Origin of the sequence: Plantibacter sp. MPB07 (genome assembly GCF_046619465.1) — a bacterium.
GTDB lineage: Bacteria > Actinomycetota > Actinomycetes > Actinomycetales > Microbacteriaceae > Plantibacter > Plantibacter auratus.
This window is the reverse complement of the sequence record NZ_CP177043.1, coordinates 3,884,998-3,910,153: the sequence shown is the minus strand read 5'-3', so window position 1 is coordinate 3,910,153 and position 25,156 is coordinate 3,884,998. Positions and strand designations below refer to the sequence as shown.

The following is a 25,156-nucleotide window of genomic DNA, read 5'->3' as shown; positions in this document are numbered from 1 at the left end:
CGACCATGACCTGGATCACCGAGCCGTTCACCGCGGCCTTCCTCCTGCGCGCCCTCATCGGCGGTCTGCTGGTGGCGGCCGTCTGCGGTGTCGTCGGCACCTGGGTCGTCCTCCGCGGCCTCGCGTTCCTCGGGGAGGCGATGGCCCACGGCATGCTGCCCGGCGTCGCCACCGCGGCACTCCTCGGCCTGCCGCCGGTCGCCGGCGCGGCCGTCAGCGCGGTCGTCATGACCGCCGGCGTCAGTCTCGTCTCGCGGCGCGGCAGGCTGTCCCACGACACCTCGATCGGTCTCCTCTTCGTCGGCATGCTGGCCCTCGGGGTCATCATCGTGTCGTCGAGCAGATCGTTCGCCACCGACCTCACGGCGATCCTCTTCGGCGACATCCTCGCCATCCGGCCAGCGGACCTGGTGGGCCTCGCCATCGCACTCCTCGTCACCGTGGGCGTCGCGGTCGCATTCCACCGCCCGTTCGTCGCCCTCGCCTTCGATCGCCGGGTCGCTCAGACCATGGGCCTCCGGCCGCGACTCGCCCACGCGATGCTCGTCGGCCTCGTGACGCTCGCAGTCGTCGCCTCGTACAGCGCCGTCGGCACCCTGCTCGTCGTGGCGCTCCTCCTCGGGCCGGCCGTCGCCGCGGCCCACTGGGCACGCCGCATCCCGCTCATCATGCTGCTCGCCGCGGGCTTCGGCGGCCTCGCCGTGCTGCTCGGCCTGCTCCTCTCCTGGTACGGCGACACCGCGGCCGGAGCGTCCATCGCCGCCTGCTCGATCCTGCTCGCCACGGTGTCGTGGGGCGCGCGGGCGCTCGTCGGACGGCTCCGGCGGCCCATCGACCGACACCTCGACCACCCCGACGACCACCTCACCGAACCGACCCACCTGGAAAGCGCACCGTGCACCGACTCCTCCGACCGACCATCCGACCAGGCGGCCTCCGCCCGACCGACGACCGGCTCCCCCGCGCCACACGCACCGCGCTCGCTCTCGGCGCCCTCGCACTGACGCTCAGCGCCTGCGCGCCGCAGGGGTCGGCCTCACCCACCGCGACGGCCTCGGACGAACCTCGCGGACACGGCTACGTCGAGGGCGCGAGCGAGCTCCCCGAGCCGCAACTGCACCTCGCGACCGCCGACGTCGACGGCACCGTCGAGCTGACCGACCTGCTCAGCGAGGAGCGCACGACGCTCGCCGAGCTCGGCCCGATCTCGGCGCTCACGGGCGACGGCCGGTTCGTCGCCGCGCAGTCCGAGCCCGCCGGCACCGTGACGATCATCGACACCGGTGTGTGGACGGTCGACCACGAGGACCACCAGCACTACTACCGCGCCGAGGCGCGGGTCGTCGGCGAGATCGAGGGCGACGGACCTGCGACGATCACCGCCGGTTCGACGACCACCGCCGTGCGGTTCGCCGATTCGGGCGAGACACTCCTCCTCGACTCCGCCGCACTCGGCACAGGCGACATCACGCAGTCCGGTCGGATCCGGACCACGCCCGGTGCTCCCGGAATCACCGTGCCGATCGGCGAGACGGTCGTCGCGACCGACGGGACCGGCAAGCTGCATCTCCATGGCATCGACGGCGACCTCCTCGACCCCTCGTCGGCGTCCGTGACCGCTGCCGACACTGTGCTCGCCGGGTGCACCGATCCGGCCGGCAGCATCACGACCAACGTCGGCGTCGTCATCGGCTGCGCGGAGGGCGCGCTCCTCGCCGTCGTCGACCGCAGCTCGAGCGGGGCCGACCCGGTCCCCACGTTCGAGGCGATCCCCTATCCGCAGGCTGTCGCCGCCGCCGACCGCGCGACGTCCTTCCACGCGCGTCCCGGCCGTCCGACGGTCGCCGCCGTCGCCGGCACCTCCGGCGCCTGGCTGCTCGACACCCGCGAGCGCAGCTGGGCGCTGCTGCCGACCCCCGCACCCCTGCAGCTGGTCACCGCCGTCGACGACCGCGACCAGCACGTCGTCGGCCTCACGACGACCGGCGACCTCCTCGTCATCGACGGTGCCACCGGCGCCGTGACGGGGACCGCGGCCGCACTCGTCGGTGCAGCCGACCTCGCCACGGGCGTCCAGCTGGAGGTCGACCAGAACCGCGCCTACCTGAACACCCCGGGCACGCGCACCGTCTCCGAGATCGACTACGGCGACGCCGCGCGGATCGCCCGCACCTTCACCTTCGACACGGCACCGGCGTTCCTCGCCGAGACGGGACGCTGACCATGCGAGCGACCATCCCCCGGACGACCGTCCTCCTGCGCACGACCGCCGTCCTCACGGCCGGCCTCGTGCTGGGCACCGGCCTGACGAGCTGTGCGGCGAGCGCCGACGACCGCCCACTCGTCGTCGTGACCACGAACATCCTCGGCGACGTCGTCGGTGAACTCGTCGGTGACCAAGCAGAGGTCATGACCCTCATGCCGCCCGACGCCGATCCGCACTCCTTCGAGATCTCCGCGCGGCAGGCGGCGCGCATCACCGGTGCGCAGCTGCTCGTGTCGAACGGCCTGGGACTCGAGGAGGGACTCACCCAGCACCTGGAGACCGCGGCCGACGAGGGGGTGCCGATCGTCGAGGCCGGCTCGCTCGTCGACGTCCTCGAGACCGCGTCCGGCGCGACCGATCCGCACTTCTGGACCGACCCGACGCAGATGACGTCGGTCGTGGACGGGGTCACCGAGGCGTTGCTCGAGGAGATACCCGCGCTCGACGCGGCCGAGCTGCAGGCGAACGCCGCCACGTACACGGCCGAGCTCGAGGCGCTCGACGCCGAGATGGCCGAGGCGTTCGCCGCCATCCCGGCTGAGCAGCGGAAGCTCGTCACCAACCATCACGTGTTCGGGTATCTCGCCGCCCGCTACGACTTCCAGGTCATCGGCGCCGTGATCCCGAGCGGCACCACGCTCGCGGCCCCCAGCGCCTCGGACCTCGACGAACTGTCGACCGCGATCGCGGAGGCCGGCGTCCGGACGATCTTCGCCGACTCCTCGCAACCGGACCGGCTCGTGCAGGTGCTCGCCGACGAGGCGGACGTCGACGTCGCCGTCGTCCCGTTGTTCACCGAGTCGTTGACCGGCGAGTCGGGCGACGCTCCCACTTACCTCACCATGATGCGCGCGAACACCGAGCGCATCGCCACCGGACTCTCGCCCTGAGCGGGCGTCCACGAACCGATAGGAAACCATGCAGCAGCACCACCGCAGTCCCCTGGCATCGCGCCTGAAGCGCGGCCGGGTCCCGTTCCTCGCCGTCGGCACCGCCGCGGCCCTCCTCCTCACCGGATGCTCGACCGCGAGCGGCTCCGCGCCCGACCCGAGTGCGTCGACCTCCGCCGACCCGCGGAGTCGGATCACCCTGACCTACGACGGCGGCCTCCTCGTCCTCGACGCCGCATCCCTCGAGGTGGTCGGCGACCTCCCCCTCGACGGGTTCAACCGGGTGAACGCCGCCGGCGACGGGCGGCACGTGCTCGTCACCACGACGAAGGGCTTCCAGGTCCTCGACACCGGGACGTGGACGGACGAGGACGGCACCTCGAAGCAGGCCGACCCGGTCCTGACCGACCTCGTCTTCCCCGCCGACACCGCAGGCCACGTCGTCCGTCACGCCGACAAGACCATCCTGTTCGCCGACGGCTCCGGCGACACGACGATCTTCGACAGCGCTGACCTCCTCGAAGCCACCGACGAGCTGCCCGAGACCGAGACCATCCCGTCGGAGGCCGCGCACCACGGTGTCGCCATCGAGCTCGAGGACGGCACCGTGCTGTCCACGATCGGCACCCCGGACGCCCGGACCGGTGTCCGGGTGCTCGACGACTCGCGCACCGAGATCGCCCGCAACGAGCAGTGCCCGTCGGTGCACGGTGAAGGCACCGTCAAGGACGAGGTCGTCGTGTTCGGCTGCAGCGACGGCGTGCTCGTCTACGACAGTGGCGTCTTCACGAAGATCCAGGCGCCGGACGCCTACGGGCGCACGGGCAACCAGTACGTCAGCGAGACGTCCTCCATCGCGGTCGGTGACTACAACAGCGACCCCGACGCCGAGGGCTACGACCTCCGCCAGCTCGCGTTCACCGACACGGTCGCGAAGACGACGAAGATCGTCGACCTGCCGGAGGGCGTCGGCTACACCTGGCGCGACGTCGCCCGAGGGCCGAGCGACGAGGTCATCGTGCTCGGCAACGACGGTTCGCTGCACATCCTCGACGAGCAGACGGGTGCCGTCACCGACACCATCGAGGTCATCGACGCCTGGGAGCCGCCGGCCGAGTGGCAGGACGCCCACCCGGCGCTCGTCGTCCAGGACGGTGTCGCCTACGTGACCGACCCGGCGACGAAGTCGATCCACGCTGTGGATCTCGCGTCGGGCGACATCACGACGGGTGAACTGCCCGGCGTCCCGAACGAGATCGCGGTCGTCACGGGCTGACCCGACCTCCCCGAGAGCGCCCGTTCCGTCCTCCCCGCGTCATGCAGGGGACGGAACGGGCGCTCTCGTCGTGCGGGCCGGGCGGTCAGACGCGCTCGGGCGCTCGGAGCACCCCGGAGACGACTGGACGGGTCGCGCGAAGGGCCGCCCACACGAGCCCGATGCCACCGGCGAAGCACCCGACGATGACGAGGACCGACAGCGGGGCGAGGATGACGCTGATGCCGGCCATCGGCAGGACGAGCAGGACGCCCAGTCCGGCCGAGCCCAGCGCGACCACCCGCAGGGGCAGCATGACCGCGCGACCACGAGCCCGTTCCATGACGTCCCGCGGCACCCCCAGGCGGTCGAGGCTGACGTACAGGTCTCGCCGGTCGAGGACCGCCGACGCCTGGTTCACCCCGACGGAGCACGCGACCATGAGGAACGACGCGACGAGCGTGATGATCACGCCGGTGCGGATGTCGTCGATGAGGATGGCGCTCTCGCGGTCGAGGTCGGAACCGCCGGCGGCGTCCATGAGCGCCACCCCGGTCCCGGCGACGACGGCGACGAAGCTCGTCATCGCGACGCCACTGACCTGACGCCACGCCGCCTTCGGCGACTCCAGGATCGTGCGGGCAGCGAGGAGCCGCTCCGGTGTCTTGGCACGCTTGGCCGACCCACGGCCGATCACCCCGACGACCCAGGGGCCGATCAACCCGAGCACCCCGACGCCGGCGGCGAACCCCACCCCCAGGACGGCGATCATGACGGCGACCTCCTGCAACCCCGTCACGACGGAGAGCATGCCGTAGGCGACGATCACGACGACGACCCCGACGACGATGCGCAGCCAGTGCACGGTCGGCGCCTGCTGCTTCGTGCGGACGCCGAGCGGGCTCACGTTCACCGCGCGGAGACCGATGGCGGCACTCGCTGCTGCGAGCAGCACGACACCGAGGACCACCGCGGCGATGATCGGGACACCGACCCAGACGCCCTCGACCCCGATCGGGGAACCGCCGAACGGGATGAGCCCGACGAGCGGCAGCATGCCGAGGTACAGCAGGATCCCGGCGAACGCACCGAGGAGGGCGACCCCGGCCGACTCGAGGACGGTCATCGCCGTGACCGTGCCGGGTGTCGCGCCGAGGAGTCGGAGGGTGGCGAGTCGGTCGTCGCGGCGCCGGGCGGAGAGCCGCGCGGCCGCCCCACCGAGCGAGCCGAGCGGGACGAGCAGCAGGGCCAGCGCCAGCACGCTGAGCACCTGGTAGATGAAGGCCGTCTCACCGGTCCACCGCCAGAACATCATCGCGCCACCGAGCACGGTGAGCACGAGTGCCGTGGTCACGGCGAACGCGACCGCCGGGAGCACGATCGTCGCAGGGCTCTGCGCGCCCGGGCGGGCGAGCATCCAGGTGAGACGGACGACGGGACTGCGACCGCTGCCTGCGGGGACCGGGATCCGGGTCGGTGCGACCCCGACTGCGGCGGTCACGGTCGGGCTCCGTTCGGGACGACGCCGGTCGCCTGACCCGGGTAGGCCTGCGGCGGGTGCGGCTGCGCGGCGGGCTGGGGGTACGGCTGCTGCGGGAACGGCTGCCCGGCGGGCTGCTGCTGGTACTGGAGCTGCTGCGGCGGGTACGGCTGCTGCACCTGCGGCGGCACGGGTGCCTGCCCGGTCGCGAACTGCTGCGGCGGGGTCGGCTGCTGCACCTGCGGCGGCACGGGTGCCTGCCCGGTCGCGAACTGCTGCGGCGGGGTCGGCGCGCCGACCCCGCCCGGCTGCCCGACGATCCGACCGTCGGCCAGGCGGATGGTCCGCGAGCACCGCGCGGCGACCGTCTCGTCGTGCGTCACGAGGACGAGCGTGCGTCCCTGCCCGGTCGTCGCGTGGAGCAGGGCTCCCATGACGTCGGCCGAGGTCAGGGAGTCGAGCGCGCCGGTCGGCTCGTCGGCGAAGACGATCGGGGCACCGGTCACCTGGGCGCGGGCGATCGCGACGCGCTGCGCCTGACCACCGCTCAGTTCGCCGATCCGACGGGTCTCCATGCCGGCCAGTCCGAGGGCGGCGAGCCACGCCGCCGCGCTCGTCTCAGCGGCGATGCGCGGTGTCCCGCCGAGCATCAGCGCGATGGCGACGTTCTCGACGGCGGTCAGCTCGGGGATGAGCAGGCCCTGCTGGAAGACGAAGCCGAAGGACTCGCGCCGCAGCTGCGAGCGGTGCCGTTCGTCGAGCTGATCGACGCGGACGACGCCCGTCGGAGTGTTGAAGGCGATCGAGCCGGTGTCGGGGGTGACGATCCCGGCGAGCGCATGCATGAGCGTGGTCTTGCCGGAGCCGGAGGCACCCATGATGGCGACCGACTCACCGGGGAGGATGTCGAGGTCGACGCCGGCGAGGGCGACGGTCGGCCCGTACTGTTTCGTGAGTCCGCGAGCGGAGAGGATCGAAGTGTTCATGCTCCCATCGTCGGCGGCGGGTGTCGCCCTTCGCGTCGGCCGGGCGATGCAAGCTCAGCCATGCGGGTCATCCGCGAGGTGGACCCGGCGTGGACCTCGCGGTCAGTTGCCGCGGCGGCGGTACTGGGCGAAGACCGCCGCGTCGGCTGCCCAGCCCGCGCCGAGGAACCGGAGGCCTGTTCCGGCGTCGGTCCCGTCGGCTGGGGCCGCGGGCGCCTGCGCCGGCTCGACCGAGGCGGTGAGGTCGACCCCGGCAGCGCCCGCGGCGACGTGCGCCGTAGCACTGACGCGCTCGGCGACCACTCCCTGCTCCGCGGCCTCGTCGCGCCGACTCGGCATCGGCTCCGTCAGTGGGACCACCCGCAGCGGTGCGGTGACCCGGGTGTGGACGGCGTGCGAGCGGGTGATCGATGACATGTTCCCATCGTCCTGAACCCGAGCACCCGGCACATCCCGCAGCCGGGTGATCCTCCGGGGCCCGGTCTCATCCTCCGGTACCACGACAGCTGTCGGGCAAACGGGCGGTGGGCAATACGCTTGCGGCATGACGAGTGCACCCCATCGCCACCAGCCGCTGCGCCCGGCGGCACGTCAGCAGCGGGTCCGGTTCCGCGCCCATCGCCCGGCCGAGGTGACGACCACCGTCAGGACGACCCTCCAGCGCCCCTTCGCGATCGGCTTCGTCGGAGCGCTCGGTGCCCTCGCGGCCATCCTGCTCGTCCTCACCCTCGGCTCGCTGTCGACCATCCTCGTCTCCATCGCGGTCGGCCTCTTCATCGCGCTCGGCCTCGACCCGGTCGTCGTGCGGCTCGAGGCACGCGGCATCAAGCGCCCGTTCGCGATCGCGATCGTCTTCGCCGTCTTCGCCGTCCTGCTCGCGCTCCTCCTGGCCCTCGTCATCCCCGTCGTCACCCGGCAGGCCGTCGAGCTCGTGAGCAACGCCCCGACCTTCCTGACCGGCATCCAGGACCAGGAGTGGTTCCGGTCCCTGAGCGACTACCTCGGTCCGGGCGTCGACCTCCAGGGCGCGCTCGACTGGCTCTACGGGGTGGCCGCCGACCCGAAGACGTGGGTCGTCCTGGCCGGCGGCGCCCTCAACCTCGGCGTCGGCATCGCGAACGGCTTCTTCGGCGGCTTCATCGCCCTCGTCCTCGCGCTCTACTTCCTCGCGTCCATGCAGGCGATGAAGAACGCCTTCTACTCATTGGTGCCCCGTCGCTCCCGGCCGCGCGTCGTGTCGATCACCGACCAGATCACCGCCTCGATCGGCGGATACGTGAGCGGCATGGTGGTGCTGGCCGGGATCAACGCCGTCCTCGGGCTCATCATGATGCTCATCGTCGGGGTGCCGTACGCCGGGATCCTCGCCGTCGTCATCTTCTTCGTGACGCTCATCCCGCTCGTCGGCTCGATCATCGCGACCGTCGTCGTCGCGACCGTCGGGCTGTTCGACTCACCGACGACGGCACTCATCGTCATCGTCTACTACCTGGTCTACATGCAGATCGAGTCGTACGTGCTGACCCCGCGGGTCATGAACAAGGCGGTCGCGGTACCCGGCGCCCTCGTCGTCATCGGCGCGATGGTCGGCGGTTCGCTCATCGGGCTGCTCGGCGCCCTCGTCTCCATCCCGGTGACGGCGTCGATCCTGCTGATCATCAAGCAGGTCGTCGTGCCGCGGCAGAACGCGAAGGCGTAGCCCTTCGACAAGCTCAGGGACCGGTGGTGGGCTCAGGGACCGGTGGTGGGCTCAGGGACCGGTGGTGGGCTCAGGGAGCGGTGGTGGGCTCAGGGGACCGGTGGTGGCCTCGGGAACCGGTGCTCAGGCCGCCTGCACCGGGACGGGACGACCGGCGAAGCGGATGCGGACGGACTCCCCTGCCTCCAGTCGTTCCGTCGCACCGTGCTGCACCGCGACCAGCGTGCCGTCCGGCAGCTCGACGGTCGTGCGACGCACCGGGCCGAGGAAGCTGGACGTGAGCACGACCGCAGCGGACCCGACCGCGGGCGCCGTCGCGTCGGTGAACACGACGTCCTCAGGCCGGACGAGCGCGACGACGGCCCCGTCCCCCCGCTGCTCGCCGATCACCGGCAGCACCTGCCCGAGCACCTCGACGCCACCGGGCACGAGCACACCAGCGATCCGGTTGCTCAGGCCGATGAACTCCGCGACGAACGGCGACGACGGCCGCAAGTAGAGCTCCTCCGGCGTCCCGATCTGCTCGATGACACCGGCGCGCATGACGGCGACCCGGTCGGCGACGGCGAGCGCCTCCTCCTGGTCGTGCGTGACGAAGAGGGTCGTGATCTGCAGCTCCGACTGGATCCGACGGATCTCGTCGCGCAGCTGGACGCGCACCTTGGCGTCGAGGGCGCTGAGCGGCTCGTCGAGGAGGAGGACCCGAGGCCGCGTGACCAACGCCCGGGCGAGGGCGACGCGCTGCTGCTGCCCGCCCGAGAGCTGGTGGGCGTAGCGGGCGGCGAGGTGGCCGAGGCCGACGAGGTCGAGGCTCTCGGCGGCACGCGTCCGTCGCTCGGCCGCGGGCACCTTCCGCATGCGCAGGCCGAACTCGACGTTCTCGAGCACCGTGAGGTGTGGGAAGAGCGAGTACGACTGGAACACCATGCCGAGGTCGCGCCGGTTGGTGGGCACGGACACGACGTCGACGCCGTCGATGAGCACGCTTCCCGAGGTGATGTCCTCGAGTCCCGCCAGGCTGCGGAGCGCGGTCGTCTTCCCGCACCCCGACGGCCCCAGCAGCGCGACGAACTCGCCGGGCGCGAGGTCGAGGCTCACGCCGTCGAGGGCGCGGGCACCCGAGCCGTAGTCCTTCACGACGCGATCGAACCGCACCGCTGCGCCGGCCGGGCGTCCGTCTCCGGGCGTCGCTGCGGGTGCCGACTGGTCGATGGTGGTCATGGTGTCTCCCTGATGCGTCGGATCGATCCGACGCGGCCGATGATGAACAGCAGGACGAATGCGAAGGCGAGCGCCAGCAGAGCGAAGGCCACCGCGACGAAGGGGTCGCTCTTCGACACCTGCACGAGCGAGGTCTGCAGCGTGTTGCGTCCGAGGAGCGAGGCGATCGTGTACTCACCGAGGACGACGGCGACCGAGATGACCGACGCCGTCAGCACGCCACGACGCAGGTTGGGCAGCAGGACGCGGACGAGGACGGTCCCCCAGCCGGCGCCGAGCGTGCGCGCGGCCTCGGCGAGGGTGCCGACGTCGACCGACTGCAGGTTCGCGGCGATCGCCCGGTAGGCGTACGGCAGCACCGTGATCCCGTAGGCGAACGCGAGCGTCCACGGCGCACTGCCGAGGAGCCTGGCCACGACGGAGTAGACCGGTGCGAGTCCGACGACGAGCACGATGGCCGGGACGGTGATCGGGATGATGCAGACGAACTCGAGGACGCGCTGCAGCTTCGGGAAGCGGAGCTTGACGAGGATCATCGTCGGCAGCAGGAGCACCACGACGATCAGGACCGTCACCGCGGCGAGCACGACGGAGTTGCCGATGCCCTGGAAGAGCACCCGGTACTTCCGTGAGTTCTCCGGGTCGAGGATCGCGGCCCAGTGCCCGAGGTCGTGGCCGCCGTCGATCCCGGCGCGCAGGGTGAACTCGACCATCGACAGGATCGGGACGGCGAACACCACCGCGACGACGACGAGGATGATCCGGCTCGTGAGCTTCGACGGCGTGGCCGAGTCGCGGACGGCGCTCATCGCTGCCACCGTTCCGTCCGCGCCTGCAGGGCGGAGTAGGCCGTCATCATGACGACCATCACGACGATCATGCCGATCGCGAGCGAACCGGCGAGGTTCTCGCGGCCGAGGACGGTCTCGCTGATGAGCGCACCGCGGATCTGGAGGGGCACGATCTGCGCCCCCTGGCTGATGAGCGCGGCGGCGGTCGCATAGCTCGAGAACGCGTTCGCGAACAGCAGCAGGAGCGACCCGAGGAAGGAGGGGGCGAGGATCGGCATCGCGATGCGGGTCCAATAGGTGAAGCGCGTGCCGCCGAGGGTCGCGTTCGCCTCGGACCAGGTGCGCTTCAAGCCCTCCATCGCGGGCATGAAGGTGATGACCATGAGCGGCACCTGGAAGTACAGGTACGGCAGGAGGAGGCCCGGGACCTGGTAGAGCCAGACGCCGTCGGCGAAGAGGTCGACCCCGAGGCGGTCCTTGAGGAACACGGTCACGAGCCCCTGGATGCCGATGGTCGCGATGAAGGCGAAGGCGAGCATGACGCCGCCGAACTGGGCGAGGACACTCGAGGCCGCATCGACGAAGGTGCGGATGAGCCCGTCGGGTCGGACCGCGAGGAGCGCGTAGCAGACGAGGGCTCCGATAACGGCTCCGGCGACCGCGGTGACGGCGGAGACCCAGAAGGAGCTGGCGAACGCCCCGAGGACCGCCGGCTCGGCGAGCGCCGTGAGGTTGTCGAGCGTGAACGCGCCGTCGCCGTCGAAGAAGCCGGTGGCGAGGGCGAGGAACGTCGGGACCGCGAGGAAGAGCAGGGTGTACAGGGCGAACGGCGTCAGGCCGAGGAGCGCCCAGCGCGGACGGCGGCGGGGGCGCGCCTCGGCGGGGGCGGCCGAGGCGTCCGATGCGTCGGTCGGCGGGAGCGAGACGGCGGGGCCGGCGTGTGCCGACCCCGCCTCACTCCGCCGGGTGGCGGAGGCACTCATCAGGAGATCGCTGCCGCCCACTTCTCGGCGAGCAGCGAGGTGGCCTGCTCGGTCTGCTCGGGGGTGAACTGCACGAGGTCGGCGGGCATCTCGCCCACGGCGTCGAGGGCCTTCTGGTCGACGGTGTCGGCCTCGACCATCGCGGCGAGGGTCGACGGGTACGCGCCGGCGGCGAGGTACAGGTTCTGCGCCTCGGGGCTGAAGATGAACTCCTGCCAGAGTCGCGCGGCCGCGGGGTGCGGGGCGTCCACGTTGATGGCCTGGTTGTAGTAGCTGCCGACGGCCGAACCCGGGAGGACGGTGGTCTTCCAGTTGCGCTGGCCCTCGTTCTCGGTCGCCGCGGCGAGGTTGTTGTAGCTCCAGTCGATCACGACGGGGGTCTCACCCGAGGCGATGGTCGCGGGGGTCGGGTCGAGGGGCAGGAAGTTGCCCGCCTGGTTGAGCTTCTGGAAGAAGTCGACGCCGGGCTGGATGTCGTCGGCCGAACCACCGGACTGCAGCGCGGCGAGGTAGACGCCGGCTGCGGCTGCGCCGGCCTGGGTCGGGTCGCCGTTCAGCGCGACCTTGCCCGCGAACTCGGAGCCGAGGAGGTCGTCGAGCGACTTCGGCGCCGGGACGGCGTCCGCGTCGTAGCCGATGGAGACGAGGCCGGTGTAGTCGTAGACCCACAGGCCGGTCTTCTCCTTCGAGCCCTCCGGGATGTCGTCCCAGTTGGCGACCTGGTACGGCGCGAACTGGTCGAGGTTGTCGAGGGCGACGGCGGAGCCGAGGTCGAAGACGTCGGGAGCGGTGTCCTGACCCTGCTGGTTCTTCGCTGCCGTGATCTCCTCGGCGCTCGAGACGTCGGGGTCGGCCGAGTTGACGGTGATGTCGTACTTGTCCTCGAACGCGGAGATGATCTTCCCGTAGTTCGCCCAGGTGTCGGGGAGGGCGATGACGTTCAGCTGGCCCTCGGCCTTCGCGGCCTCGACGAGTGCGTCCATCCCGCCGAAGTCCTCGGCGGAGGTCGCCTGCTTGGCGTCGACGTCGGAGCCGGCTCCGGTGTCCGCTCCGGCGGAGCATGCGGTGAGCGCGGTCGCTGCGAGTGCGACGATGGCGAGGGCGGTCATACGCCTGGTGTTCACGGTTCCTCCAGTGACGTCGGCGGCCGCCCGTGCTGTCGGGCCGTCGGATACCGCGTCCGTCGTCTGGAGGACAAGCTAGGGTCGCGACGTAGCGCGATCGGGGCCTGCCGGTGTCGCGCAGGTGAACAGTGGCCGTCGCCGGTCTCCGAGCTTGTCGAGGGGCAGGGGTAACGCCGGGCGGACCGCCCTTCGACAAGCTCAGGCACCGGGCGCGGGGCTCAGGGACCGGGCGGGGGGGGCTGAGGGACCGGGCGGGGGGCTCCGGCGCCGCGTCAGCCGCGGAGGGCGACGGGGCCGGGGCTCCTGGCGAGGCGCTCCTCGAGACCGGACCGGACCTCCGGCCACTCCTCGGCGAGTACGGAGAACAGCGCGGTGGTCCGCCACGTGCCGTCGGCCCGCTGCTTGTCGCGGCGGATGAGCCCCTCGAACGTGGCCCCGAGGCGCAGGATCGCGGTCCGTGAGCGTTCATTGCGCTCGTCGGCCTGGATCTTCACCCGGCCGAAGCCCGCGTCGAAGGCGAGCCCGAGGAGCAGCAGCTTCGTCTCGGCGTTGACGGCGGTGCCCCAGACGCGCGGGTCGTACGCCGTCCAGCCGAGGTGGGCGGCCTCCCCCGGCTCGTCGAAGTCACCGAGCGTGGACGTGCCAACGAGGAGTCCGTCGTGCTCACCGCCGACGAGCCGGATGACGTAGGTGTTGCGCACGCCGGTCGTGAAGTAGCCGTCGGCGAAGGCGTCGAATTCGGCCTGCGTCGTCGGCAATCCCGCCGGCCCGCCGCCGTAGCCGCCGGCGAAGACCTCCGGGTGCGCGATCGCCGTGAACAGCTCCGGATAGTGCGCGCGGTCCAGCGGTTCGAGGCGGATGGTCCGGCCGTCGATGGGGCGGGGCTCAGGGCGTCGTGCGGTCACCGTTCCACCGTATCCGGTGACGGGCGTCGCGCGAGGACCGGTCTCTTGGTCAGGCGAGGATGAGGCAGGTGGGCGAACCGGCGTCGAGCGTCCCGAGGAGCGTCGTCGGGACCCCCGTGCGCTCGTCGAGCCGGAAGCTCGCGATGGAGTTCGACAGCTGGTTCGCGACGTGCAGGAAGCGACCCGACTCCCGGTGGTGGCGCGGCATCGTCCCGCCACACTCGACGTCGGCCACGGCCTCGACCCGCGAACCGTCGCCGGTGACCCGCAACGTGGCGATGCGGTCGCTCCCGCGGACGCCGACGTGCAGCTGCTCGCGCGAGGCGGCGAGACTGATCTCAGCACCCGTGTCCCCCTCGGACACGCCCTCCGAGGTGGCGACGGTCGCCGCGAGGATGTGCCAGTGCCCGTCGGTGCCGTCGACACCGAGCGTGAAGACCTCGACCGAGTACTCGGTGATGACGTGGAGGTGGCCGCTCGGGTGGACGACGAGGTGTCGCGGACCCGTGCCGCGCGGGAACACGACGGTGTGGTCGAGCACCAACCGCGACCCACGGAGCTGCCAGATGCGGACCGTGTCGTGGCCGAGGTCGGTGGTCGCGATGCGGCCGTCCGGGAGGAGCGCCGAGGCGTGCGCGCGCGACGGTCGGGACGGCAGCGCCTCGCCGACAGCGGCCTCCAGCGCGAGGAGCGTGAGCGCGTCCTCGCCGGCGTCCGCGGACTCCGCAGCGAGCGCGGTGGGCGACGCCCACGGGTCGACCGACGCCTCGCCGAGACGCGGGTCGCCTGCGAACGCCGCGTTCTCCGCGAGCGGCACCGTGACGACCCGACCATCGCCGTAGCAACTCGCGATGAGGACGTCGGCACCGGGGACCGTCGCGACGTGGCACACCGAGTCGCCGGCTTCGATGGGCTTGCCGAACGGCGCGAGCCCGAACTCACCCGAGCGTTTGAACGCTTCGACGGCCCCGGTCGACTCGCTCGCCGCGTAGACGATCGGCAGCGTCGGGTGCAGGGTGAGGAAGGACGGCGACTGCGCCTCCGACGACTGCACGAGGCGGAGGGTGCCCGCCTCGTCCTGGCGCAGCAGGCTGATGCCGGCACCGGTGCCGTCGGCCTCCGAGGTGTAGGAACCGAGCAGGAGGTAGGGGTTGTCGTCGCTCACCCCCACAGTCTCCCACCTGCGCCGTCTCGCACCGGCGCCCGCTCAGGAGATGCGGCGGGCGCGGACGCCGGCCGCGTACTCCTTCGGGGTCATGCCGATCGCCTCACGCACGATCCGGATGAGCGTCGCGCGGGTGATGCCGAGCGCGTTCGCGAGGGTGACCAACGAGAGGTCGGGATCGTCGTCGAGGGTCGCCAGAGCGCGCCGGACCCGTGGGTCGAGCGCCCCGGCGTCGCGCTGGGCACGCACCGCCGGGCGAGGCCTGACCTCACCGCTCGTGAGCTCCTCGACCGGTGGCAGCCCGGGCAGGGACGGCTGACTGGATTCGTCCACCATGGCGCGTTCGACCCTCGTCGTTCGCTGCTCGGGTCAGTCGACGAGGTCGTGACGCACGACGATCGCGTCGCGGCCGGGACCCACGCCGATCGCGGAGATGCGCGAACCGCTCATCGCCTCGAGCGCCAGCACGTAGTCCTGAGCGTTCTTCGGCAGGTCCTCGAAGCGGCGGACACCGGTGATGTCCTCCTGCCAGCCGGGGAACTCTTCGTAGATCGGGACGGCGTGGTGGAAGTCGGTCTGCGAGACCGGCACCTCGTCGACCCGGACGCCGTCGACCTCGTAGGCGACGCACACCGGGATGGTGGCGAGGTCGTCGAGGATGTCGAGCTTCGTCAGGACGAAGTCGGTGACACCGTTGATGCGCGCCGCGTACCGGGCGATCGGGGCGTCGTACCAGCCGACGCGACGCGGGCGGCCGGTCGTCGTGCCGAACTCGAAGCCCTTCGAGCGGAGGTAGTCGCCGGACTCGTCGAACAGCTCGGTCGGGAACGGGCCGGCGCCGACGCGGGTCGTGTAGGCCTTGACGATGCCGATGACGCGGTCGAGACGGTTCGGGGCGACACCGGAGCCGGTGGCCGCACCACCCGAGGTCGCGTTGGAGGAGGTGACGAAGGGGTAGGTGCCGTGGTCGACGTCGAGCATCGTGGCCTGGCCACCCTCGAAGAGGACGATCTTGCCATCGTCGAGCGCCTCGTTCAGCACGAGCGCGGTGTCGGCCACCATCGGGCGGAGTCGCTCGGCGTAGGCGAGGAGGTCGGCCACGATCTCGTCGACCGTGATGGCGCGGCGGTTGAAGACCTTGACCAGCAGGTGGTTCTTCTGGTCGAGGGCGCCCTCGACCTTCTGGCGCAGGATGTTCTCGTCGAAGAGGTCCTGGATGCGGATACCGACGCGGTTGATCTTGTCGGCGTAGGCCGGGCCGATGCCACGGCCGGTGGTGCCGATCTGGCGCTTGCCGAGGAAGCGCTCCGTCACCTTGTCGATGGTGCGGTGGTACTGGGTGATGACGTGCGCGTTGGCGCTCACGAGGAGGCGCGAGACGTCGATGCCGCGGGCCTGAAGTGCCTCGAGCTCGTGGAACAGCACCTCGATGTCGATGACGACACCGTTGGAGATGACGGGGACGACGCCGCTCGTCAGGATGCCGGACGGCAAGAGGTGGAGCGCGTACTTCTCGTCACCGATGACGACCGTGTGCCCCGCGTTGTTGCCGCCGTTGAACTTCACGACGTAGTCGATGCGGTCACCGAGCAGGTCGGTGGCCTTCCCCTTGCCTTCGTCGCCCCACTGGGCGCCGACGATCACGATTGCTGGCATCTGGATGCCGCCCCTTCCGGATTCTCGTGTGCCCGGCGGATCCGCTGGGGAACCTCGCCCTGACAGGCCGGACGCCCACCCTCTGCGGGCGGGCGTCTCGTGCACGCACCCCTCCATCGTACCGGAGGAGGGTCACGGGCACCGAGTCCCAGGCTGCGCTCGATACCATGAGGGGATGTTCAGGCCTCGGGCGGCCGTCCTGCCTGCCGATCGCCCTCGACGACCGTCCTCTCGACCGACCGAACGGAACCCATGACCTCCCTGCCGCGCCTCGTCGCCTTCGACCTCGACGACACCCTCGCCCCGTCGAAGTCCGCGCTCGACCCTCGCATGGCCGAACTGTTCGTCGCGCTCCTCGAACGCACCTCGGTGTGCATCATCTCGGGCGGCCAGATCGTGCAGTTCCAGAACCAGGTGCTCGACCGGCTCGGAGCGGCGTCGCCCGAGGCCCTCGGCCGACTGCACCTCATGCCCACCTGCGGCACCCGGTACGACCGCTTCGACGGCACCGCGTGGGTCACCGTCTACAAGCACGACCTCACCGACGATCAGAAGGCCCGCGCCATGGGCGCGCTCGAGACCGAGGCCAAGCGACTCGGTCTCTGGGCCGACGAGACCTGGGGCCCGATCCTCGAGGACCGCGGCTCGCAGATCACCTTCTCCGCCCTCGGGCAGGCCGCGCCGGTCGCCGAGAAGACCGCCTGGGACCCCGACGGCGCGAAGAAGGAGTCGCTGCGCGCCGCCGTGCAGGCGCTGCTTCCCGACCTCGAGGTCCGCTCCGGCGGCTCGACCTCCGTCGACATCACCATGGCGGGCGTCGACAAGGCGTTCGGCATGACACGGCTCGCCGAGCACACCGGCATCCCCCTGGAGGAGATGGTCTTCGTCGGCGACCGTCTCGACGAGGGCGGCAACGACTACCCGGTCCTCGCGCTCGGGGTGCCGTCGGTGGCCGTGCACGGCTGGCAGGACACCGCGGCCTACCTGGAGTCGCTCGGCCTGTAGGGCGTCGGTCCGACCCTTCGACAGGCTCAGGGACCGGGGATGGGCTCAGGGACCGGGGATGGAGCTCAGGGACCGGGGACGCGGCCTGTCCTTCGACAGGCTCAGGAGCCGGGGAAGGGCTAGTCGGAACCGAGGATGACGATCGCGGAGGTCGGCGGGGCCGCCGCCGCGACGAGGTACTCGATCTCCTCGGACGCGGTGGGGTCGGCCTCACGCAGGAAGGTGTCGAGACGCTCGACCTCTTCGGTCTCGCCGATCGCCTTCGCGGAGCGGCGGAGCGCGTAGAGCGAGCGCAGCACCCCGCGGTTCGGCGCGTGCGACCACGGGATCGGGCCCTGACCGCGCCAGCCGGCGGCACGGAGCGAGTCCAGGCCGCGGTGGTACCCGACCCGAGCGGCCGCGTAGCCGGGGATCGGCGACTGGGGGTCGTGGACCGCGTCGGCGAGGAGTGCCCAGCCGAGCGAGGAGCGGGGGTGGGCCGCGAGGAGGTCCGCCAGCGCCTCGATCGAACCGACGGCCGCATGGAACTCGGCATCGGTGGCGCTGTCGTCCGGCAGCAGTGTCGGAGGGGTTGCCATCAGATTCTCACCGGTCATCGTTCAACCATAGCTCCGTTCCCATGCCCTGGCGTGGGAGGAAGCTGGCAGCTCTCGCTGAGAGCTCGCCGCATCCGCCGACATCGATATTGCACACCGCTGTGCAAGATAGTACGATCGCTGTCATGACCACCACCCAAGCGCCTGCGAGCGGATCGCGAGCCCCTCGTCGCGACGCCGCCGAGAACCGCGTCGCGCTGCTCGAAGCCGCCCGCCTGGCGCTCCGCAGCGACCCCGACGCCAGCCTCGAGACCATCGCGGCGGCCGCCGGCCTCACCCGCCGTTCGGTGTACGGACACTTCGCCACGCGTGACGAGCTCGTGAACGCCGTCGTCGTGGCGGGGGCCGAGCGCGTCGCCTCGTCGATCACGGCCGTCCAGGGTGACGACCCGCTCACCACCATCGCGCTCATCGGCGACGTCCTCTGGGCCCAGGTGGACCACGTCCGCATCATGGCGCCGCTCGCCGTCCGCGGGCCGCTCCGCGCCGTCACGGCGGCCGCCCTCGAACCCGTTCGGACCCTCCTCCTCCGCACCGTCGAGGCCGGTGTCGCGGACGGTTCCATCCGCCCCGACATCGACGCCGGCGTGCTCGCCCGACTCGTCGAGAGCACGGCCGTCGGGGTGCTCGAAGAGGCGACCCGGTCCGGCCTCTCGACGAGCGCCGGCCGCCGCCTCGTCATGCTCGCCACCCTCGGGGCGGTCGGTCTGTCGTGGCAGGACGCCACGGCGGTCGCCGACCGCGCCGACACCGGACACGCAGACACCCACCGCCACACCACCGGCACCGGTACGAACGAGGAGTCCTCCCATGCGCGTTGAACTCGACGGCGTCTCCAAGGGCAAGGGCGGCATCGTCCTCGAGCCGACCTCCCTCTCCTTCCGGACGGGCGAGGCGACCTTCGCCCGCGCCGAGACCGAGCAACGGCCGACCGTCCTCGGCCTCATCGCCTCCGGCCGCATGAAGCCCGACACCGGGACCGTCCTCGTCGACGGAGCGACCGACCGCAAGACGATGCGACGCGTGATCGCGCTCATCGACGCCCCCGACGTCTCCGAACCGGCCAGCGGCGTCGCGGTCTCCGGCGTCGTCGCCGAGGAGCTCATGTTCGCCGGCCGGGCGAGCCACCCCTTCGCCGTCGCGCGGTTCCTCGAGTCGCTCGACCTCGCGCACCTCGCGAAGCAGCCGATCTCGACCGTCGCGCCGACCGACCGCGTGCGGCTCCTCACCGAGCTCGCCGTCCTCCGGGAGGACGTCACCGCGCTCATCCTCGTCTCCCCCGACCGCCACGGCGGCGACCCGCTCGAGTGGTGGAACCTCGCCCGCAAACTCGCCGCCCGCGGGTACGGCGTCCTCGTGATCGCCGGTGACGCCTCGGCGACGGCCATCAACGCCACCGCCGACGCCCCGGTGTCCGAGAACGCCACGGACGAACTCGTCCCCCTCTTCCAGCAGGACTGGTCGTGACGCACACCGTGCACCACGACCGTCCAGCCCTCCCCTCATCCCGCACCACCCGTCCCCAGAAGGACCTCCTGTGAAGATCTTCGCGATGATCCGCGCTGAACTGTCCCGCCTGTGGGCCACGCCCATGTCGCGGCTCGCCCTCGTCGCCCTCATGTGCGTCCCGTTGCTCTACGGCGGCCTGTACCTCTGGGCGAACCAGGACCCGTACGCCAAGCTCGACCAGGTGCCCGTGGCGCTCGTCGTCGAGGACACCGGTGCGCCGGCGACGGACGACACCACCGGCGACGCGACCGGCGAGACGGAGAACTACGGCGACGACATCGCCGACCAGCTCATCGAGGACGGATCGTTCGCCTGGCACGAGGTCAGCGCGGCCGACGCCGCCCGGGGCGTGAACGACGGGACCTTCGACTTCAGCGTCACGATCCCCGCCGACTTCTCGACCTCACTCACCTCCGCATCGGGCGACGCCCCGCAGCAGGCGACGGTCCAGCTCACGACCAACGACGCCAACAGCTACCTCGCGACGACGATCGGCGAGCAGGCCGTCAAGCAGATCAAGGCGACCATCGTGCAGACGGTGAACCGCCAGGCCGCGGGCCGGTTCCTCATCGCGCTCGACACGATCAAGACGAAGCTCGTCGACGCCACCTCGGGCGCGACGCAGTTGGCCGACGGCGCCCAGCAGGCCTTCGACGGTGCCGGGACGGCCCAGGCCGGCGCGGCGACCCTCGCGTCCGGCACCGCGCAGATCGCCTCGGGGACGGCCAGCCTGCCCGCCCAGACCGACCAGCTGGCCTCGGGTGCCGAGCAGGTGGCGTCCGGGACCTCGACCCTCGCCGGCAAGGGCGACGAGGTCGGAGCAGCCGCCCAGCGGCTCGTCGACTCGATCCCCACGGCCCGCGCGCAGATCTCGCAGACCCTCGCGGAGAACGGCTTCACCCCCGAGCAGATCGCCCAGGTGCTGGCACTGCTCGACCCGGTGGCCGCTGACGCCACGACGGCGAACGAGCGCGTCCAGACCGTCGTGTCGCAGGTCGACCAGTTGAACAGCGGCGCCCAGCAGGTCGCGGGAGGTGCCCGGAAGCTGAGTGACGCGATGCCCGCGCTCGCCTCGGGGACACAGCAGGCCGCCGATGGTGCCGCATCGCTGCAGACCGGCCTCACGAGCCTGCAGACGGGGCTCGGCACCCTCCGTGACGGCATCGTCACCCTCCGCGACGGTCTGCAGTCGGGCGCGGACGCCATCCCCGCGACCACGGCGGACTCCCGCGAACTCCAGGCCAAGACGATCGCCGATCCGGTCAAGCTGACCAACTCCTCCGTGACGAGCGCGGGCACCTACGGAGCCGGACTCGCGCCGTTCTTCGTCAGCCTCGCCGCCTGGATCGGCATCTACGCGCTCTTCCTCATCGTCAAGCCGGTGTCTCGGCGCGCGATCACGGCGCTCCACAGCCCCATCAAGGTGACCGTCGCCGGTTGGCTCACGCCGGGCCTCCTCGGGACGATCCAGATGGTCGCGCTGTTCGGCATCCTCGCCGGCGCCCTGCACTTCGAGGTCCACAACCCGCTCGCGACCTACGGGATGATGGCGCTGGCGTCCCTCACCTTCGCGGCGATCATCCTGACGCTCAACGTGTGGTTCGGCAGTGTCGGGCAGTTCCTCGGCCTCGTGCTCATGGTCGCCCAGCTCGTCACCGCCGGCGGGACGTTCCCCTGGCAGACACTCCCGGCGCCGCTCGCAGCCCTGCATCATGTGCTCCCGATGTCCTACGCGGTCGACGGCATGCGCCAGTTGATGTACGGCGGACGGATGGACGCCGCCCTGCAGGACGCCGGGGTCCTGCTCGCCTGGCTGGCGATCGCGCTGAGCCTCTCGGCGATCGGCGTGACGCGGATGACGCACGCCAGGACGCTCCGCGACCTCCGGCCGAGCCTCATCGGCTAGGCACCGGTCGAGCGCGCAGGCGCCCGCGCAGGAGCGTCGTCCTCGGGTGGGACGACGCTCCGGCGCGTGCGGTACGCCTGCTGCGTGCGACGCCCATTCGGGTCGGGCATCGTTCGACGTCGGCGTCTGAGCGCCGCGTCGATCCGGGTTCGGGTCCGCCCGACAGCGTTGCACTCCCTTGAGTGATCGCGCGAACGCTCGTTCATGACGCGGAACGCGGCAGATTCTCTGGAACGTCGTCGAGCCACCGGACGGACCGGCCGTCGTCCGTGGCGGAGACCCTGCCGTCGTACCCCGGAAACACCGGAGGCCGCCGGGAGTGGGGGGACTCCCGGCGGCCACCGGTGCGACGGAACGGACGTGTTCCGTCTGGAGCGGCTGAGCGTCGTGGTTCGGGCCACGGCGACCAGCTGCGGGTGCAGCGCGCTGATCAGCTGGAGAGCAGCGACGCCTCCTCGCGCTGTTCGGCGAGCATCCGACGACGAGTCGCGAACGCGGCTCCGGCTCCCCAGATGAGGAGCGACGCGAACAACGCACCGGCCGGAGCGATGAGCTCGCCCGAGCCGGTCTGTGTCGCACTGATCGAGCTCGACGCCTCGTCGACCCGGGCGTCGGCCTGAGCCGGCGCGGCGACGCCGACGATGAGGGCGACCGCGAGGGCTGCGGGGACGGCGAGCGCGGCGATGCCACGGACCTTGGACGGGCGGGTTCCTCGTTCGGGCGAGGCTCCCAGGGCAGAACGGTGCGTCATCTTCGATTCATCCTTCGGGTGACCGCCGATTCGCACCGCACGGATTCGGGTCCGTGCGGTGGCCCTCGGTGGCTTCGGGTGCCGGAGGGATTCGGGTTCAGCGGTGGAGTGTTGCTCCGCTAGACAGTATGCCGGGCGGTGTCGGCACTTTGGGGGACCAGGGTGCCAATTGAGGGAATCTTGAGGTGTTCCTGAGGTAGGCGCAGCGCTGCCGTTGGAAACCACCCGCGGACGGGGGCCAACCCGATCAGGATGCGTCGAAGGAGACGTGCTGCATGACCCAGGCGTGCATCGCGACGGCCGCTGCTGCGGACGCGTTGATCGATCTCGTCGACCCGAACTGGGTGATCTCGAGCACCGCATCGGCCGCGGCGAGCGCCTCCGGCGAGAGCCCCGGCCCCTCCTGTCCGAAGAGGAGGAGGCACCGCTCGGGAAGCCTGAACGTCTCGATCGGGACCGATCCCGGCACGTTGTCGATCGCGATGACCGGCAGCTCGGCCGCCGACGCCCAGGCGACGAGCGCCGCGACGTCGACGTGGTGCTCGACGTGCTGGTAGCGGTCGGTCACCATGGCTCCGCGTTTGTTCCAGCGACGGCGTCCGACGATGTGGACGGTGTCGGCGGCGAACGCGTTGGCGGTGCGCACGATCGACCCGATGTTCATGTCGTGCTGCCAGTTCTCGATGGCGACGTGGAACGGGTGGCGGTGGTCGTCGATGTCCGCGACGATGGCCTCCATCGACCAGTACCGGTAGCGGTCGACGACGTTCCGGGTGTCGCCGTCGCGGAGCAGCTCGGGGTCGTACCAGGGGTCCTCCGGCCACTCCCCCTGCCATGGACCGACGCCGGCCATCGGGCTCTCGGCCTGATCAGGGCCGACGACCGGGTCGACCGGGTGGAGCGGGGTCTCTGGCACCAGCCAACCCTACCCGCGCCGTGCCACACTGGAGGTCCGGGCCCGACGCCGCGCCACCCCCGCGGCGCAGCGCTCGCGCAGCCCGCACGGAGCACCTGGAGGAACGCATGTCACGACGCGACGAGGTCGAATGCTGGCTCACCGACATGGACGGCGTGCTCGTCCATGAGAACCACGCCCTCCCTGGTGCCGCAGCGCTCCTGCAGCAGTGGCAGGATCAGCGGACGCCCTTCCTGGTGCTCACCAACAACTCGATCTTCACCCCCCGCGACCTGAGCGCCCGACTGCGCGCCTCCGGGCTCGACGTGCCCGAGGAGTTCATCTGGACCTCCGCGCTGGCGACGGCCGCCTTCCTGGCCGAGCAGGAGCCGGGCGGTTCGGCGTTCGTCATCGGGGAGGCCGGGATCACCACGGCCATCCACGAGGCCGGCTTCACCATGACGGAGACGAACCCCGACTACGTGGTCGTCGGCGAGACCCGCAACTACTCGTTCGAGGCCATCACCAAGGCGATCCGCCTGATCGCCGGCGGCGCGCGCTTCATCGTCACGAACCCGGACGCGACCGGACCGAGCAAGGACGGCCCGCTTCCGGCGACCGGCGCCATCGCGGCCCTCATCACGAAGGCCACCGGCATGGAGCCGTACGTCGTCGGCAAGCCGAACCCGATGATGTTCCGATCGGCGCTCAACAAGATCGGCGCCCACTCGGAGAACACCGGCATGATCGGCGACCGCATGGACACCGACATCGTCGCGGGCATCGAGGCCGGTCTCCACACGATCCTCGTGCTCACGGGCATCAGCGACGAGGCCGAGATCAACCGCTACCCGTTCCGTCCGAACGAGATCCTGAGCGGCGTCATCGACCTCGTGAAGACGGAGCCCGTCGAGGTCGAGATCTAGGCCCTCCCGCCACCACCAGCCCCACCGATCCACTCCGCCCCGCCACGCACCGAGGACTCCCATGCGCGCCGTCGTCTACGACCAGTTCACCGCCGAGCCCGAGGTCCGCGACGTCCCGGATCCGGTGCCGTCCGACGCCGGCGTCGTGGTGCGGGTGGAGACCACGGGGCTCTGCCGGAGTGATGCGCACGGCTGGCTCGGGCACGACGACGGCATCGCCCTCCCCCACGTGCCCGGCCACGAACTCGTCGGGCGCATCCACGCCGTCGGCCCCGCCGTCGAGCGGTTCCGCGTGGGCGACCGCGTCACGGTGCCCTTCGTGTGCGCGTGCGGACGCTGCGCCCAGTGCCTCGCCGGGAACGGGCAGGTCTGCCCGAACCAGACCCAGCCGGGCTTCACCCACTGGGGGTCCTACGCGGAGCTCGTCGCCCTGCACGACGCCGACGTGAACCTCATCCCGGTGCCCGAGTCCCTCGACGCCGGCGCCGCCGCCCTCCTCGGGTGCCGCTTCGCGACGGCCTTCCGCGGGCTCGTCCATCGCGCCGAGCTCCGCAGCGGGGAGCGCCTGCTCGTCGTCGGCTGCGGCGGCGTGGGGCTGAGCGCGGCCATGATCGGCGTCGCGCTCGGTGCCGAGGTCATCGCCGTCGACATCGACGCCTCTGCCCTTGCGCGTGCGGCGTCGATCGGCGTCACGCACACGATCGACTCGAGCGGGCTCGACGAGGCCGCCGTCCTCGCTCGCATCGCCGAAGCCGCGCCGGCGGGCGTGCAGGTGTCGGTCGAAGCCCTCGGGCGCGAGTCCACGATGCGCCTCAGCCTCCTCGCGCTGGCACCGATGGGCCGTCAGGTGCAGATCGGGCTGTTCTCGAGCGAACCGACCCTCCCACTGCCGCGCATCATCTCGCAGGAGCTGTCGCTCCACGGCAGCCACGGCATGCCGGCGTCCGACTACTCGGAGCTGCTCGACCTCGTCGTGAGCGGCGCGCTGCGCCCGCAGGACCTCATCGAACACCGCATCGGCCTCGACGAGGCACCGGCAGCACTCGCCGCCCTGGCGTCCGGCGACCGCTCGACGGGCGTGACCGTCATCGACGTCGCCTGACCCGCGACGTCGCCTGACCCGCGACGTCGTCTGACCCGCGACGTC

24 protein-coding genes and 1 pseudogene are annotated in these 25,156 nt (G+C 71.3%); 11 read left to right on the top strand and 14 right to left on the bottom strand.

Annotation, left to right across the window (positions count from 1 at the left end):
• The first annotated feature begins 5 nt into the window (after positions 1 to 5).
• Genes aztB through aztD form a run of 4 tightly spaced genes read left to right on the top strand, consistent with a single transcriptional unit; the run spans position 6 to position 4,432 of the window.
• Positions 6 to 1,004 (top strand): zinc ABC transporter permease AztB, encoded by a 999-nt coding sequence (aztB, locus tag ACLIME_RS18300; RefSeq protein WP_411557845.1) that lies wholly within the window; start codon positions 6 to 8, stop codon positions 1,002 to 1,004.
• Complete coding sequence (locus tag ACLIME_RS18295; RefSeq protein ID WP_411557844.1) at positions 896 to 2,221, top strand: hypothetical protein; 1,326 nt, start codon at positions 896 to 898, stop codon at positions 2,219 to 2,221. The genes aztB and ACLIME_RS18295 overlap by 109 nt, the downstream gene beginning before the upstream one ends.
• 2 nt (positions 2,222 to 2,223) lie before the next feature.
• Positions 2,224 to 3,156 (top strand): zinc ABC transporter substrate-binding protein AztC, encoded by a 933-nt coding sequence (gene aztC / locus ACLIME_RS18290; protein ID WP_411557843.1) that lies wholly within the window; start codon positions 2,224 to 2,226, stop codon positions 3,154 to 3,156.
• A gap of 28 nt (positions 3,157 to 3,184) precedes the next feature.
• Positions 3,185 to 4,432: a zinc metallochaperone AztD gene (gene aztD / locus ACLIME_RS18285; protein ID WP_411557842.1), complete on the top strand. Its 1,248-nt coding sequence runs from the start codon at positions 3,185 to 3,187 to the stop codon at positions 4,430 to 4,432.
• An 85-nt stretch (positions 4,433 to 4,517) separates the two neighbouring features.
• On the opposite strand, the gene ACLIME_RS18280 is transcribed toward aztD, so the two are convergent.
• The 3 genes and pseudogenes from ACLIME_RS18280 to ACLIME_RS18270 form a co-directional block, all read right to left on the bottom strand.
• Positions 4,518 to 5,912: an FtsX-like permease family protein gene (locus ACLIME_RS18280; RefSeq protein WP_411557841.1), complete on the bottom strand. Its 1,395-nt coding sequence runs from the start codon at positions 5,910 to 5,912 to the stop codon at positions 4,518 to 4,520.
• 287 nt (positions 5,913 to 6,199) lie between these two features.
• Positions 6,200 to 6,877 (bottom strand): annotated as a pseudogene (locus ACLIME_RS18275) (ABC transporter ATP-binding protein); the annotation flags it as partial.
• A 102-nt stretch (positions 6,878 to 6,979) separates the two neighbouring features.
• On the bottom strand, positions 6,980 to 7,294 hold the full coding sequence (locus ACLIME_RS18270) for a hypothetical protein (RefSeq protein ID WP_411557840.1): 315 nt from the start codon (positions 7,292 to 7,294) through the stop codon (positions 6,980 to 6,982).
• A 127-nt stretch (positions 7,295 to 7,421) separates the two neighbouring features.
• On the opposite strand from ACLIME_RS18270, the gene ACLIME_RS18265 reads away from it, so the two are divergent.
• On the top strand, positions 7,422 to 8,576 hold the full coding sequence (locus ACLIME_RS18265; RefSeq protein WP_124768621.1) for an AI-2E family transporter: 1,155 nt from the start codon (positions 7,422 to 7,424) through the stop codon (positions 8,574 to 8,576).
• A gap of 123 nt (positions 8,577 to 8,699) precedes the next feature.
• Here ACLIME_RS18265 and ACLIME_RS18260 read toward each other — a convergent pair whose 3' ends face one another.
• The 8 genes from ACLIME_RS18260 to ACLIME_RS18225 all read right to left on the bottom strand — a co-directional run bounded on the left by ACLIME_RS18260 (position 8,700) and on the right by ACLIME_RS18225 (position 16,421).
• Positions 8,700 to 9,797, bottom strand: a complete 1,098-nt coding sequence (locus ACLIME_RS18260; RefSeq protein ID WP_411557839.1) for an ABC transporter ATP-binding protein — start codon at positions 9,795 to 9,797, stop codon at positions 8,700 to 8,702.
• Positions 9,794 to 10,606, bottom strand: coding sequence for an ABC transporter permease (locus ACLIME_RS18255; RefSeq protein ID WP_085512186.1), 813 nt, complete (start codon positions 10,604 to 10,606; stop codon positions 9,794 to 9,796). Before ACLIME_RS18255 ends, ACLIME_RS18260 begins: the two co-directional genes overlap by 4 nt.
• A complete protein-coding gene (locus tag ACLIME_RS18250; RefSeq protein WP_411557838.1) occupies positions 10,603 to 11,571 on the bottom strand; it encodes an ABC transporter permease in 969 nt (322 codons plus the stop codon). Before ACLIME_RS18250 ends, ACLIME_RS18255 begins: the two co-directional genes overlap by 4 nt.
• Positions 11,571 to 12,680 carry an ABC transporter substrate-binding protein gene (locus ACLIME_RS18245; protein WP_079705012.1) on the bottom strand — a complete coding sequence of 370 codons (1,110 nt, stop codon included), beginning with the start codon at positions 12,678 to 12,680 and terminating at the stop codon, positions 11,571 to 11,573. Before ACLIME_RS18245 ends, ACLIME_RS18250 begins: the two co-directional genes overlap by 1 nt.
• A 287-nt stretch (positions 12,681 to 12,967) precedes the next feature.
• Complete coding sequence (locus ACLIME_RS18240) at positions 12,968 to 13,600, bottom strand: GNAT family N-acetyltransferase (RefSeq protein WP_079705011.1); 633 nt, start codon at positions 13,598 to 13,600, stop codon at positions 12,968 to 12,970.
• A 49-nt stretch (positions 13,601 to 13,649) separates the two neighbouring features.
• Positions 13,650 to 14,765 carry a lactonase family protein gene (locus tag ACLIME_RS18235; protein ID WP_274499344.1) on the bottom strand — a complete coding sequence of 372 codons (1,116 nt, stop codon included), beginning with the start codon at positions 14,763 to 14,765 and terminating at the stop codon, positions 13,650 to 13,652.
• A 42-nt stretch (positions 14,766 to 14,807) separates the two neighbouring features.
• Entirely contained in the window at positions 14,808 to 15,101 is a 294-nt protein-coding gene (locus ACLIME_RS18230) for a winged helix-turn-helix transcriptional regulator (protein ID WP_079705009.1), read from the bottom strand.
• A gap of 33 nt (positions 15,102 to 15,134) precedes the next feature.
• Positions 15,135 to 16,421 (bottom strand): adenylosuccinate synthase, encoded by a 1,287-nt coding sequence (locus ACLIME_RS18225; RefSeq protein ID WP_064295554.1) that lies wholly within the window; start codon positions 16,419 to 16,421, stop codon positions 15,135 to 15,137.
• A 252-nt stretch (positions 16,422 to 16,673) separates the two neighbouring features.
• On the opposite strand from ACLIME_RS18225, the gene ACLIME_RS18220 reads away from it, so the two are divergent.
• Positions 16,674 to 17,426: an HAD-IIB family hydrolase gene (locus tag ACLIME_RS18220; RefSeq protein ID WP_064295553.1), complete on the top strand. Its 753-nt coding sequence runs from the start codon at positions 16,674 to 16,676 to the stop codon at positions 17,424 to 17,426.
• A 119-nt stretch (positions 17,427 to 17,545) separates the two neighbouring features.
• Here the strand turns inward: ACLIME_RS18220 and ACLIME_RS18215 are convergent, their stop codons facing one another.
• Complete coding sequence (locus tag ACLIME_RS18215) at positions 17,546 to 18,022, bottom strand: DUF3151 domain-containing protein (protein WP_064295552.1); 477 nt, start codon at positions 18,020 to 18,022, stop codon at positions 17,546 to 17,548.
• Positions 18,023 to 18,147: 125 nt separating this feature from the next.
• Here ACLIME_RS18215 and ACLIME_RS18210 point away from each other — a divergent pair, with 125 nt between their 5' ends.
• The 3 genes from ACLIME_RS18210 (at position 18,148) to ACLIME_RS18200 (ending at position 21,437) form a co-directional block, all read left to right on the top strand.
• Positions 18,148 to 18,843: a TetR/AcrR family transcriptional regulator gene (locus ACLIME_RS18210; RefSeq protein ID WP_079705007.1), complete on the top strand. Its 696-nt coding sequence runs from the start codon at positions 18,148 to 18,150 to the stop codon at positions 18,841 to 18,843.
• The gene (locus tag ACLIME_RS18205; protein ID WP_274499342.1) at positions 18,833 to 19,489 is read left to right on the top strand and encodes a hypothetical protein; all 657 of its coding nucleotides are present in this window, start codon (positions 18,833 to 18,835) and stop codon (positions 19,487 to 19,489) included. The genes ACLIME_RS18210 and ACLIME_RS18205 overlap by 11 nt, the downstream gene beginning before the upstream one ends.
• 70 nt (positions 19,490 to 19,559) lie before the next feature.
• A complete protein-coding gene (locus tag ACLIME_RS18200; RefSeq protein WP_079705006.1) occupies positions 19,560 to 21,437 on the top strand; it encodes a YhgE/Pip family protein in 1,878 nt (625 codons plus the stop codon).
• A gap of 430 nt (positions 21,438 to 21,867) precedes the next feature.
• On the opposite strand, the gene ACLIME_RS18195 is transcribed toward ACLIME_RS18200, so the two are convergent.
• Entirely contained in the window at positions 21,868 to 22,188 is a 321-nt protein-coding gene (locus ACLIME_RS18195; protein ID WP_079705005.1) for a hypothetical protein, read from the bottom strand.
• A gap of 247 nt (positions 22,189 to 22,435) precedes the next feature.
• Positions 22,436 to 23,041, bottom strand: coding sequence for a TrmH family RNA methyltransferase (locus tag ACLIME_RS18190; protein WP_411558808.1), 606 nt, complete (start codon positions 23,039 to 23,041; stop codon positions 22,436 to 22,438).
• A gap of 170 nt (positions 23,042 to 23,211) precedes the next feature.
• On the opposite strand from ACLIME_RS18190, the gene ACLIME_RS18185 reads away from it, so the two are divergent.
• Both ACLIME_RS18185 and ACLIME_RS18180 read left to right on the top strand, forming a co-directional pair.
• Positions 23,212 to 24,009 carry an HAD-IIA family hydrolase gene (locus ACLIME_RS18185; RefSeq protein ID WP_079705004.1) on the top strand — a complete coding sequence of 266 codons (798 nt, stop codon included), beginning with the start codon at positions 23,212 to 23,214 and terminating at the stop codon, positions 24,007 to 24,009.
• Between the two features lie 61 nt (positions 24,010 to 24,070).
• Positions 24,071 to 25,111, top strand: a complete 1,041-nt coding sequence (locus tag ACLIME_RS18180; RefSeq protein ID WP_411557837.1) for an alcohol dehydrogenase catalytic domain-containing protein — start codon at positions 24,071 to 24,073, stop codon at positions 25,109 to 25,111.
• Positions 25,112 to 25,156 lie beyond the last annotated feature (45 nt).